The sequence below is a fragment of the Halomonas garicola genome (genome assembly GCF_055382465.1).
The window spans coordinates 1,969,300-1,981,995 of sequence record NZ_AP043931.1; the positions used below are offsets into that span (position 1 = coordinate 1,969,300).

Here is a 12,696-nt window from a genome sequence, read left to right on the forward strand (position 1 = left end):
GCAACGCTAGGCTTTCTGCAGCACGACGCTGCCCGCGCTGTAGCCGGCACCGAACGAGCAGATAATGCCGATATCGCCGGGCGCAAGCGAGTCGCGGTGCAGGTGAAAGGCAATAATCGAGCCCGCCGAGCTGGTATTGGCATAGCGGTCGAGTATCACCGGCGCCTGCTCCGGACCGGGCTTGGCGCCAAGCACCTTGCGCGCGATCAGGTCATTCATGTTCTGGTTGGCCTGATGCAGCCAGAGCCTGCGCACGTCATCTGCGCCAAGCTCGAGAGAAGCCAAATGGTCGCTGATCAGCCTTGCCACCAGCGGGCAAACCTCCTTGAACACCCGCCGCCCTTCCTGGACAAACAGTTTGTCCAGCGCGTTAGGGTCGGCATCGGCCACGCGATTCAAAAACCCGGCGTTATTGCGGATGGCGTTGGAAAACTGCGTTACCAGCCGGGTCCCGAGTATCGCGTAGCGCTCTTCGGCCCGGGCGACCGCGTCGTTCTCCAGCACCATGGCGGTACAGGCGTCGCCAAAGATAAAATGGCTGTCGCGATCGCGGAAGTTCAAATGCGCCGAACAGATCTCCGGATTGACGATAAGCGCGCGCTTGACGCTGCCCGAGGCAATGGCGTTGGCGGCCGTTTCCAGGGCAAAGGTGGCCGAGCTGCACGCCACGTTCATATCAAACCCGTAGCCGCCGGCACCCAGCGCCTGCTGAAGCTCTACGGCCATGGCCGGATAGGCGCGCTCCAGGTTCGAGCAGGCAACGATCACAAGCTCGACATCTTCCGCTTCTATGCCGGCGCTGGCAAGCGCCTGGCGGGCCGCGTCAAGCGCCATGTCGCACTGGATCGACGGCTCGTCGTTACCCCGCTCGGGCAGGTGCGGGCGCATCCGCTCCGGATCAAGGATGCCTTCGGCATCGAGCACGTAGCGGCTTTTAATACCCGAGGCCTTCTCGATAAAGGCGCTGCTGGAATACGCGAGCGGTTCGCGCTTGCCGGCGGCAATGGCTTCGGCATGGCGGTCGTTCTCGGCTTTAGCCCAGGCGTTGAACGCGCTCACCAGCGCCTCGTTGTCCACGGCGTGCTCGGGGGTATAAAGCCCGGTACCGGTAATCACCACCTGTGTCATTCGCCCTCTCCTCCCGGCGGCACGCCGCCTGCTCGATCGTCGATTACGCCTGAGTGATATCCTGCCAGCGCTTTTCCAGCCGCTTGACCGATACCGGCATGGCCGTGCCCAGCTGCTGGGCAAATAGCGACACCCGAAGCTCCTGGAGCCACCAGCCAAACGCCACAAGCTCCGGAGATTCTACCCGCCCCCGGCGCTCGCTTTCGCGCCGGGCGTCAAAACGCGCCTCCAGCGACTGGATATCGCCCATCAGCATCTGGTCGCGGCCGCGCTCGCGCGGGGCCTTTTCCAGCCGGATCAGCGCGGCCTGCATGTAGCGCGGGTAGTGCGCCAGCCAATCACCCGAATCGCACAGAAACCCCGGGTACACCAGCCGCTGCATCTGCGCCTTGATATCACTGTAGACCAGCGCCAGGGCAAAGTTGAGCTTGCCCTTGAGCACCTTGGTTACCTCCAGGTGCTCCTTGAGGGCAGCGTGGGCCTGTTCCAGCAAGGTTTCCGCGTGGGGAATGACGGCGTCGCCAACCTCCTGCAAGCGCTCTTCCAGAGCGGCGGCCGAGCGCGGCAGCGGCGCCACCGCCACTACCTGGGTAAAAACGGCCTCGACCAGATCGTCGATAAACGCCTGCTTGCTGCCTACCTTGGCAAACAGCAGCGCGCAGGTTTCCATTCCTTGCAGCTGGCGAATCTGCCTGACCCACTCCGGGCGGTTGGCCATGGCCAGTCGCGCAACGCCCTCCCGGTGGGCGGCTTCGGCCTTGGCCGGGTGATCCAGCAGCGACACGCTGAAGGATCCCCCTTCCTTCACCAGCGCCGGATAGGCTTCCACGCGGATGCCTGCCTGCTCGGTCACCCGGGACGCCGGCAGCGGCGTTTCCGGCAGGCCCTCAACCACCGGCGCCTCGCTTGCCTCGGCGGCAAGCGCACGCGCGCCCTGGCTGGCGGCGTCTTCAAAGCGCTGCTCCAGCGCCCGGGCGTCGCGCCCCCGGCCCAGGGTCTGGCCGTCGTGGCCCACCACGCGAATATTCATGATCAGGTGCGGCTCCAGCTGCTCCAGCCGCCAGTCGTCGGGGCTGACCCGGGTGCCAGTGCGCCGGCGAATGAACTCGCCCAGTGCTTCCGTGAGCGGGCGGTTATCGGGTACCAGGGTCTCAAGCGCGGCGTCCACCCAGTCGGGGATCGGCACCACCTGGCGGCGCAGGCTCTTGGGTAGCGACTTCATCAGCGCAATGCACTTGTCGCGCAGAAGCCCCGGCACCAGCCATTCCAACGCGTACACCGGCAGCTGGGGCAGCATGGCGGCGGGCACGGTGAGCGTCACGCCGTCGTCTTCCGCCCTCGGGGAAAAATGATAGCTGACCGGGTAGCTCACCCCGCCAAGGGTCAGGTGATCCGGGTACTGCCCTCGGGTAACCTCCTCGGCCTCCCGGGCCTTGAGGGCGTCGAGGTCAAACTTGAGCAGATCCGGGTTGTCGCGCTCGGCCTTCTTGCGCCAGCTCTCAAAGCCCTTGCCGTTGACGATATCGGCGGGGATACGAGTGTCGTAAAAGGCAAACAGCGTTTCTTCGTCGACGAGGATATCCCGCCGCCGGGCGCGGTCTTCCAGATCCTCAACTTCGTCGATCAGGGCGCGGTTGTGGGCAAAAAACTCGCCCTGGGTACGAAACTCGCCTTCGACCAGCGCCCGGCGGATAAACAGCTCTCGGGACTCTTCCGGCGCAATGGCGCCAAAGTTGACCCGCCGGCCGCTGACGATGGGCAGGCCGAACAGCGCCACCTGCTCCTTGGCCACCACCTGGGCGCGCTTCATCTCCCAGTGCGGGTCGCTGTAGCTGCGCTTGACCAGGTGGCCGGCCTCGGGTTCGATCCACGCCGGGTCGATTTTTGCCACGGTGCGGGCAAACAGCCGCGAGGTTTCAATAAGCTCAAAGGCCATCACCCACTTGGGCGTCTTTTTGGCAAGCCCCGAACCCGGGTGAATCACGAACTTGCGGTTGCGCGCGCCGAGATAGTCACGATCTTCGGTGAGCATCCCCAGGTTGGACAACAGCCCCGAAAGCAGCGCCTGATGCAGCTTGCCCGAGGTCTTGCGCCGAGCCTGGCGGGCCTCTTCCTCGCTCTGCTCGGGATCGCCCGGCGGTGCTTTGGGCACGTCAATATCCATATCGCGCAGCAGCTGACGCAGCTGGCGGAAAGTATCGTGCCACTCGCGCACGCGCAGGTAGTTGATGTAGCGCTCGCGGCACCAGCGCCTGAGCTGGTTGCCGGAAAGCGCTTCCCGGGCGTTTTCGATGCCGTGCCAGAGGTTGACCAGGGCGACAAAGTCCGACTCCGGCGAATGCCAGCGGTGATGCGCCTGGTCCGCCGCCTGACGCTTGTCCGCCGGGCGGTCCCGGGGATCCTGGATCGACAGCGCCGAGACCACCACCAGCACCTCGTATAAACTGCCGCGATCGGCGCCGGCCAGCACCATGCGCGCCAGCCGCGGGTCGATAGGCAGCCGTGAGATCTGCCGGCCAAGCTTGGTCAGCGCGTTTTTATCGCTCACCGCGCCGAGCTCATACAAAAGCCGAAAGCCGTCCTTGACAAAGCGCGGGTCCGGCGGGTCGACAAACGGGAACGCCTCGATGCTGCCAAGCTTCAGCGAGAGCATGGACAAAATCACCGAGGCCAGGTTGGTGCGGCGAATTTCCGGGTCGGTAAACTCGGGCCGGGTGAGAAAGTCCTCTTCGTCGTAGAGGCGAATACACACGCCTTCGGCAATCCGCCCGCAGCGGCCCTTGCGCTGGTTGGCGCTGGCCTGGCTCACCGGCTCCACCGGCAGGCGCTGGATCTTGGCGCGGAAGCTATAGCGGCTGATGCGCACCAAGCCCGGGTCGATCACGTAGCGAATGCCGGGCACGGTGAGCGAGGTTTCCGCGACGTTGGTGGCCAGCACAATGCGCCGCCCCTTGTGCGGGGCGAAAACGCGGTTTTGCTCGGCGTTGGACAGCCGCGCGTACAGCGGCAGAATCTCGGTGCCGCGCAGATCGGCCCGCCGCAGGGTGTCGGCGGCCTCGCGGATTTCGCGCTCGCCGGGAAGAAACACCAGCACATCCCTTGGGCCGTGCTGCCAGCCCTTCTCCCGCTCGATCTGCTCGATTTCTTCTACCGCCTGGACGATGCCGTCCTGCAGGGAAAGATCGTCTTCGTCGTCGGCCTCGCGGACAAGCGGCCGGTAGCGCACTTCCACCGGGTAGGTGCGCCCGGTTACCTCGACCACCGGTGCCGGCGTCTCCCGAGTGCCGAAATGGGCGGCAAAGCGGTCCACGTCGATGGTCGCCGAGGTGATAATGATTTTCAGATTGGGGCGCTTGGGCAAAAGCCGCTTGAGGTAGCCCAGCAGAAAGTCGATGTTCAGGCTGCGCTCGTGTGCCTCATCGATGATGATGGTGTCATAGCGCAGCAGCAGCGGATCGTTGCGGGTTTCCGCCAGCAGAATGCCGTCGGTCATCAGCTTGACCAGGGTGGTATCCCGGCTCTGGTCGGTAAAGCGCACCTGATAGCCTACCTGCTCGCCAAGCGGCGTCTCGAGCTCTTCGGCCAGGCGGGTCGCCACGCTTCTGGCCGCCAGCCGGCGCGGCTGGGTATGGCCAACGAGGCCGCGACGGCCGCGCCCGAGCTCCAGGCAGAGCTTGGGCAGCTGGGTGGTCTTGCCCGAGCCGGTCTCCCCGGCAACGATGACTACCTGGTGCTCGTTAAGCGCTTCGAGAATATCCTCCCGGCGCTCCGCCACCGGCAGTTCCGGCGGGTAGTTGAGCGTGACGCGCTGCTCTCGGCGCGCCTGAACCAGGCAGGCGGCGCGCTCCATTTCCCGGGTGATCTCGCCCAGGCCGCGATCAATCGGCTTGCCGTCGCCAAGCCGCCGCTCAAGGCCTGCCAGGCGACGCTCAAAACGCTGCGCGTCCTTGAGCATCAGCGCAGCGGCTGCCTGACGCAACGCCTGCAGGCGCTCGGCAGGGCTGGCGTCGGTGTCAGCCGGGGATACGGGCGGCGTTATGGTAGAAGAATCTGAGGTATCGGCAGTCACGGTCGGCTCAATTTCATCGGCGGTGGCCATCAACAATCGGCCCGCTCGGGTGAGCGGGCCGGCGAGTATAACGCTTTCAGGCAAGGGGCACCTACCCCAAGGCACTAATCCCGATCAGCACGACTGGTCCGCACGGCACCCGGCGACAAACGCGGCCGCAGCCATTCCCGCTTCGTGGCGCCGAGTAGAAGGCAACCGCTACGGCGCTGCCGCGTCGGGATCCTCGTCGCGCAGCTGGCGGCGCAGCACCTTGCCCACGTTGCTCTTGGGCAGCTCGTCTCTGAACTCGACGTGTCTGGGCACCTTGTAGCCGGCGAGCTCCTTCTTGCACCAGCGGCGCAGCGTCTCGGCGTCGAGTTCGGCGCTGTCGGTGACCACAAAAAGCTTGATCGCCTCGCCGCTGTCGTCGTCGGCAATGCCCACGGCGGCGGCTTCGCGCACGTCGGGGTGGGCGGTGACCACGTCTTCGATTTCGTTGGGATAAACGTTGAAGCCCGACACCAGGATCATGTCCTTCTTGCGGTCGACGATGCGCACGTAGCCGTCTTTTTGCAGAACGGCAATGTCCCCGGTGGCAAACCAGCCGTCCCGGAGCGCACGGCGAGTTTCCTCTTCCATGCCCCAGTAACCCTTCATGACCTGGGGGCCCTTGACGCACAGTTCGCCCGGCTCGCCCAGCGCCACGTCGTGACCGTCCGCGTCCACTGCCTTTACCGCCGTGCCCGCTACCGGCTTACCGATGGTGCCCAGCTGAATGGCGTCGCTTGGATTGAAGGCGACAATCGGTGAGGTTTCGGTCAGGCCGTAGCCTTCGGCCACCGGGCAGCCGGTGACCTCTTCCCAGCGCTCGGCGGCGGCCCGGGTCAGCGCCATGCCGCCGGAAATGGTCAAATGCAGCCGGGAAAAGTCCAGCCGCTTGAAGTCTTCCCGGTGGCACAGCGCGTTAAACAGCGTGTTCAGGCCGATAAAGGCGCTGAACGGCTCCTTCGCCAGGGTTTTGACAAAAGCGCCCAGATCCCGCGGGTTGGGTATCAGCACCGAATGATTGCCGGTATTTACCAGAAACAGGCAGTTCACGGTAAACGTATAGATGTGGTAAACCGGCAGCGGCGCGATCACCCGCTCGCTGCCCTCGCCGATATTCTCCCCGATGGCCTGGCGCGCCTGCAGCATGTTGGCCACCAGGTTGCCGTGGGTAAGCATCGCCCCCTTGGGCTTGCCGGTGGTGCCGCCGGTATATTGAAGCGCGGCCAGATCATCCAGGGTTTGCGGCGCATCGCGCTGCTCAAGGGTACGCCCCTTGCTCAGCGCCCGGCGCCAGGGCGTCGCATCGGGAAGCGAATACGCCGGCACCATTTTTTTCAGGTACTTGACGGCGGCGTTGATCACCCAGCGCCTGGGCGCCGGATGAAGGTCGGCAAGCTCGGTCACCACTACGTGGCGAATGCTGGTTTGCTCCCGTATTTTTTCCAGCTTGGCCGCCATGTTGGCCAGAATGACGATCGCGCTGACGTCGGCGTCCTTGAACTGGTAGGCCATTTCGCGCTCGGTGTAGAGCGGGTTGGTATTGACCACCACCATGCCGGCGCGCAGCGCGCCGAACACCGCCACCGGGAACTGCAGCACGTTGGGCAGCTGAATAGCGATACGGTCCCCGGGCGCAAGGTCGGTCTCGTGGGTCAGCCAGGCGGCAAAGCTTGCCGACAGGCGGTCCAGCTCGCTAAAGCTCAGCGTTTGCCCCATGCAGGTAAAGGCCGGACGGTCACCGAAGCGCGCGACGGCTTTGCGCCACACGTCGGTAATCGAGCCGTACTGCTCAACGCCCTCAAGCGCGGGCCCGTGGAGCACCGGGTCGCTTCCCGGTCCGGAAAAAGCAGCGTGTTCGCTCATGGGGCAGTCTCCGCTATCCGCGTCGGCCAGATTACCGACGTTGTTATTGTGTCAGATACGGTTGTTGTATCAGCCATGGCGGCGCTTGTCTCGGCCGGCGCCACTCTTTCGAGCCCGGCTGCGGCGCTTCTGCTTTCAGCTATTGCCTTTGTCAGGCGCTACTGGCTGCCTGGCCATCGCCTGTATAGCGCGCCTGTATCTCGCCGTCCTTCCACACCAGCAGCTCCCCCGGCGCCATACGCCGCCATTTCTCGTTATGGGTCAAGGGCTCGGTGGCAATCACCGACACAATATCGTCAGGCGTGGTGTGTTCGACAAAGTTGACCGTCATCTCGGCATCGGAAAGCTCGGCCTCGCCGAAGGGCGCGCGCCGGGTAATATGCGCAAGCTTGGTCGCACAGTAGGTATAGAGGTAGTCGCCGTCGGAGAGCAGCAGATTGAACACCCCAAGCCCGCGCAGCCGCTCGCACAGCGCGTGAAGATACTGCCACAGCCGTCGCGGATCGTCCGGCGGCACGGGGAAGACCCGGCGTACCTCGCCGAGCAGAAAACAGCAGGCGTGCTCGCTGTCGGTAGTGCCCACCGGGGTATAGCTACCCAGCGGCAGGCCTTGCCAGCCGGAAAGCTGGCCGTTGTGCGCATAGCACCAGGGGCGCCCCCACATTTCCCGGGTGAAGGGATGGGTATTGGCCAGGGTCACGTCGCCCACGTTGGCCTGACGAATATGGCTGATCACCACGTGAGATTTGATCGGATAGTCGCAGATCAGCCGCGCAATGGGCGAATCCACCGACGGATGCGGATCGCGAAACTCGCGGTAGCCGCCTTCTTCATAAAAGGCGATACCCCAGCCGTCGCGGTGCGGGCCGGTGCCGCCGCCGCGGTGCAAAAACCCCGCAAAGCTGAAGCAGATATCCGTGGGCACGTTGGCGCTCATTCCCAGAAGCTCACACATCGCTGACTCCTTTCGCGGGGTACCGCCCGGACGAACGCCTAGCCGAGGACCGGCTCCCGGCGGCGGGTTTCGGTCTCGGCGCCGGTTCCTCGGGCCGAGGCTGTCTTCCTGCCGGCCGGGGGCGTACGGTCGTCCTCAGCGCTGGCGCTCGGGCGACGCCACCACCAGAGGGCAATGCCGACAAGCGCTCCCAGCACCACGCCGCTCAGCAGCCACATCAGGCCGCCGGCAAACGCCGTCGAGTCCCCTTCCAGAAAGCCCACGGCGGCGACCATGGCCGACGGCGCCCAGCCGTGATAAAACTCGCCTTCTTCCACCAGCGGTAGCGAAAAGCTCGCCGGCATCCAGATGGCGCCGACAATGGCCCAGGTGAGCACCAGCCGCGCCAGGCGCGGTAAAAACGCAAACGCCAGATAAACCGCGCCCAGCACCAGAATCGACACGCCGTAATACGCCAGCCAGAGCTGTGACATTGAATCGGCAAACAGCATAGTATTCCTCTTGTGGATCTCAGTATCCGTGCAACATTTTCCGTTATGGTACCCGTCAATTGAACAAAGCACAGCCAGAACGTACCGAGCTTTCACCGGTATTGCGTTATTTCCGTTCCGACGCCCCCGAATGGCACTGGCTTGAAGACGACGAGGCGCCCGCTACCCGGGCGTTTCTCGACGCCGCCAACGCCGAGCACGCCGCCTGGTTTGCACCGCTCAAGCCGCTGGCCGAGGCGCTCTATCGCGGCCACCTGGCTCGGCGCGAGCTGGCCTCGACAAGCCTTGAAACCGCCCTAGATCACTATACGTTCTACAGCGTCACCGGCGCCGACGACGACTATCCCCGCTGGTGGCGCTACCCCAACGGCTACCCGAGCAAGCGCGAATGCTTTTTTGACCTGCCCGCCCGGGCCGCCGGCCAGGCGTTTTTCGAGATCGGCGACATGGCGCTTGCGCCGGACGAGCAGTGGCTTGCCTGGACCGAAGACACCCGGGGCGACGAGCGCTTTATGCTGTGGCTAAAGGCCCTGCCCGACGGCCAGCCCCAGCGCCTGCTTGACGACATCGGCCCGGCGCTGTGCTGGGCCGAAGACCAGACGACGGACGCCGCCACCCTGCTGTTCACCCGCTTCGATGCCACCCAGCGCCCGGACAGCGTCTGGCGCCTGCCGCTGACGCTTGCCGAGCCGGCCGTCGGCGACACGCCGCGGCTGATCTGGCAGGAAGACGACCCCGAATTCTGGGTAGGCATGGACAAGACCCGCTCCCGGCGCTGGATCGTACTGGAAAGCGCCTCCAAGGACACCGGCGAAACCTGGGTGGTGCCCGCCGCCGCGCCGGCCACAACGCCGGTGTGCCTATACCCGCGCGACACCGGCGTGGAGGCTGGCATCGACCACCGCCCGGGCTTTTTCTACTGCCTGCACAACCGCGCCGGCGCCCACTTCCAGCTGGACGTGGCCGCCGAAGAGACGGCCCTGGCAGCGGCCCGAACCGGGGACGAGAGCATCGCCTGGCGGCCGCTGGTTGCCCACCGGGAAAGTGCCACGTTAGAAGGCGTTGACGCCTTCTCCTGGGGCTTGATGCTGGCCGAGCGCGACCACGCGCTGGCCCAGGTGACCCTGCGCCGGCTGGTGCTCGACGACGCCCACCGCATCAAAAGCGACGAAACCCTGGCGCTCCCGGAAACGCCCTGCTCCCAGCTGCTGGAAGACGCTCCGCACTTTGCTGCCCAAGCGCTCAGGCTGCGCGAGGAGTCCTTCACTCGCCCGCCGCGCTGGGTCGAGGTGGACTTCGAAAGCGGCGAACGCCAGGTGCTCAAGACGCTGCCGGTGTACGGCGAGCTGACGCCGGAAAAACTCACCAGTCGGCGTCTCTGGGCGACAAGCGCTGACGGCGAAAGCGTCCCGGTATCCGTGGTCATGCGTGCCGACCTCGCCGATCGACCGCTGCCGACGCTGCTGTACGGCTACGGCGCCTACGGCGACCCTCAGGATCCGTGGTTTTCCATCGCCCGGCTGGAACTTCTAGAGCGCGGCGTCGCCTTTGCCGTGGCCCACGTGCGCGGCGGCGGCGAGCGCGGCGAGCCCTGGTACCTCGACGGCAAGATGGCGCACAAGGAAAACAGCTTTGATGACTTTCTCGCCGCCCGAAACGCCCTGGTAGAGCAGGGCGTCAGCCAGGCCGCGCGCATCGTCGCCTTCGGCGCCAGCGCCGGCGGAATGCTGGTAGGCACCTGCGTCAATCGCGCTCCCGACGCTTTTTGCGCGGCGGTGCTGGAGGTGCCCTTTGTGGACGTGCTGCGCACCATGCAAACCCCCGAACTGCCGCTGACCACCGCCGAATACAGCGAGTGGGGCAACCCAGCAACCCCCGAGGTCGCGGCGCGCATCGGCGGCTATTCGCCGGTGGATAACGTCACGGCGCAGGCATACCCGGCGCTGTGGATCGAAGGCAGCTGGTTTGATACCCGAGTGGCCTACTGGGAGCCGGCCAAGTACTATGCAAAAGTAACACAGGCCCGGGTCACGCAATGCCAACAGGGCGAGGCGCCGGTGCTTTTGTATACCGACATGCAGAGCGGCCACGGCGGCGCTTCGGGGCGGTTCAAGGCCTGGCGCGACGCCGCCCGGCAGGATGCGTTCATACTCTGGGCGCTGGGCCTTGCGCCCGACGCCTAAGCCGCCCGCTTCACCGCCTAGATTGGCAACACGGCAATCACGTGCTCTTCCAGGCGGTGCTCGGGCACCCAGTCCTGGGAGATGGCGTAGCCGCGCACGCTCACGCCCTTGCGGTGGACGCGTTCGGCGTCGTTGCTGAGCAGCGGATGCCAGCCGGCAAGCTTGCGCCCTTCGGCCACGCGGCGGTAGCCGCAGGTGGACGGCAGCCAGGCAAACTCGCGGACCAGCGCCGGCGTGAGCTGAATACAGTCGGGCACGCTGTCAAAGCGGTTGGGGTAGTCGCTGCACTGGCAGCTGTGGGTGTCCAAAAGCCGGCAGGCCACGTTGAGGACGGCCACTTCCTGGGTGTCCTCGTCGTGGAGCTTGAGCAGACAGCACTGGCCGCAGCCGTCGCACAGCGCCTCCCATTCGGCGTCGTTGAGTTCTTCCAGGGAGAAGCGCTCCCAGAAGCGTTCGCGCATCGGCATGGTCGTCTGCCCTCCTTCTTCACGGTTTACCGAGCTGGTGGCTCTCGCCACGCCTAGTAAACGGCCTGAGTGGGTGTCCGGTACAGATCGAGCAGATAGTCGTCTTTCGCCGGCGGCATCTGGAAATAGTAGCCCTGATCGGCGATGGCGGCCAGCACGTCGGCGGCATTGACTCGGGCCAGCGGCTTGTCCGCGGTCAGCAGCAGAGTAAACACCGGCACCGGCTTGCCGAACTGCTCGAGCAGCGCCTCGGGGATCTCTTCAAGCCCCTGGCGCTTGTCGACGTACAGGTACATCTCTTCCTTGCGCGAGCTTTTGAACACCTCGCAGATGATGCGGTCGGCGGCGGTCATGATGCTTCCTCAAGGGTTCGGGTCAACGATTCGTTCAGGCATTCGCCGCGCCAGCCGTCGGGCAGTACGGGCGTTTCACCGGCCAGCGCCTGCATGGCAATGGCTTCGATATCCCGCCGGCGCAGGAGCATTTCCGGCGCCATACCCAGCGCGGCGGCGCGGTCGCTGACGGTCTTTTTCAACGCCTTGAACAAGGGTTTGAACGGCGGCCGCGCGGGGTCCGGCCAGACCCGGGGCAGCGCTTCTGCATCCCGCTCCCGGGCTGTTTGCACCAGCGCCAGCAGAGTATCGCCCTCCTTTTTGACCAGCGACGGCTTCACCTCTTCTATCGCGGCCAGCTCAAAGCGGTTTTTGGGCATGGCATCGGCCACGGCGAATAGCACCTTGTCGCTTACCAGCCAGTTGCGCGGCAGGTCGCGCCGGCGGATCTCGCCTTCGCGCCAGGTGGTCATCAGCCGGTAGGCCTCGATCTGGCGCGGGGCAAGCCGCCACAGCTGGCGCTGGCGGGTAAACCACTTCGCGTCCTGGTCGGCGCCGCGCCCGGCCTGCTCCACCAGCGCCCGGCACTGGGCCAGCGCCCAGCGCATGCGCCCGCTTTTTTCCAGCGCTTCACCCTGGCGCTTCCACACTTCCAGCAGGCAGATCACGTCCAGCGCGGCGTAGTCGCACTGGGCCCGGCTCAGCGGACGCTTGAGCCAGTCGGAGCGGGTTTCTTCCTTGGGCAGGGTTTCCCCCAGCCAGTGCTCTACCAGTTTCTGATAGCCCATGCCCGGGGTGTCGCTCAGGAAACCCTGGGCTACCTGGGTATCCATCAGCGGCGCCGGTAGCACGCCGGCCCAGCGCTGGAACACCTCAAGATCTTCGCTGCAGGCATGGATCAGCTTGAGCGCGTCGCTTTGCAACAGCGCCCGACACGCCGGCGTGCAGTCAATCGCCAGCGGATCGACCAGCCAGGTCATGCCGCCCGCGGCAAACTGAAACAGCGCCGGCAGCGGATAAAACGTCTTTTCACGAAAAAACTCGGTATCCAGCGCGATCACGTCGGCCGTCGCCATCTGCGCGCAGGCATCATCCAGCGCCCGGGGCGTGGCAATCCACTGGTACGAGGGGGAGTCAATCAAGGACAAAAGCAGGATTTCCGGTCAGGGCGCACGCGCGGC

At 65.2% G+C, this 12,696-nt stretch carries 9 protein-coding genes; 1 reads left to right on the top strand and 8 read right to left on the bottom strand.

All coding sequences use genetic code 11. The features are described from left to right. Positions 1-6: 6 nt before the first annotated feature. From ACZ46Y_RS09520 to ACZ46Y_RS09540, 5 genes are all read right to left on the bottom strand, one after another. Positions 7-1,128 (bottom strand): beta-ketoacyl-ACP synthase III, encoded by a 1,122-nt coding sequence (locus ACZ46Y_RS09520; protein ID WP_311956581.1) that lies wholly within the window; start codon positions 1,126-1,128, stop codon positions 7-9. Between the two features lie 43 nt (positions 1,129-1,171). Continuing rightward, positions 1,172-5,227 carry an ATP-dependent RNA helicase HrpA gene (hrpA, locus tag ACZ46Y_RS09525; RefSeq protein WP_311956580.1) on the bottom strand — a complete coding sequence of 1,352 codons (4,056 nt, stop codon included), beginning with the start codon at positions 5,225-5,227 and terminating at the stop codon, positions 1,172-1,174. Between the two features lie 168 nt (positions 5,228-5,395). Beyond that, positions 5,396-7,087 (bottom strand): AMP-binding protein, encoded by a 1,692-nt coding sequence (locus ACZ46Y_RS09530; protein ID WP_311956579.1) that lies wholly within the window; start codon positions 7,085-7,087, stop codon positions 5,396-5,398. A gap of 151 nt (positions 7,088-7,238) precedes the next feature. Next, positions 7,239-8,042, bottom strand: coding sequence for a class II glutamine amidotransferase (locus ACZ46Y_RS09535; protein WP_311956578.1), 804 nt, complete (start codon positions 8,040-8,042; stop codon positions 7,239-7,241). Between the two features lie 38 nt (positions 8,043-8,080). Continuing rightward, a complete protein-coding gene (locus tag ACZ46Y_RS09540) occupies positions 8,081-8,533 on the bottom strand; it encodes a hypothetical protein (protein WP_311956577.1) in 453 nt (150 codons plus the stop codon). 59 nt (positions 8,534-8,592) lie between these two features. On the opposite strand from ACZ46Y_RS09540, the gene ACZ46Y_RS09545 reads away from it, so the two are divergent. Next, positions 8,593-10,716 (top strand): S9 family peptidase, encoded by a 2,124-nt coding sequence (locus ACZ46Y_RS09545; RefSeq protein ID WP_311956576.1) that lies wholly within the window; start codon positions 8,593-8,595, stop codon positions 10,714-10,716. 17 nt (positions 10,717-10,733) lie between these two features. On the opposite strand, the gene ACZ46Y_RS09550 is transcribed toward ACZ46Y_RS09545, so the two are convergent. Genes ACZ46Y_RS09550 through rnd form a run of 3 tightly spaced genes read right to left on the bottom strand, consistent with a single transcriptional unit; the run spans position 10,734 to position 12,663 of the window. After that, on the bottom strand, positions 10,734-11,183 hold the full coding sequence (locus tag ACZ46Y_RS09550) for a YcgN family cysteine cluster protein (protein WP_311956575.1): 450 nt from the start codon (positions 11,181-11,183) through the stop codon (positions 10,734-10,736). A 53-nt stretch (positions 11,184-11,236) separates the two neighbouring features. Next, entirely contained in the window at positions 11,237-11,536 is a 300-nt protein-coding gene (locus ACZ46Y_RS09555; protein WP_311956574.1) for a YcgL domain-containing protein, read from the bottom strand. Beyond that, complete coding sequence (gene rnd / locus ACZ46Y_RS09560; RefSeq protein WP_311956573.1) at positions 11,533-12,663, bottom strand: ribonuclease D; 1,131 nt, start codon at positions 12,661-12,663, stop codon at positions 11,533-11,535. The genes ACZ46Y_RS09555 and rnd overlap by 4 nt, the downstream gene beginning before the upstream one ends. Positions 12,664-12,696 lie beyond the last annotated feature (33 nt).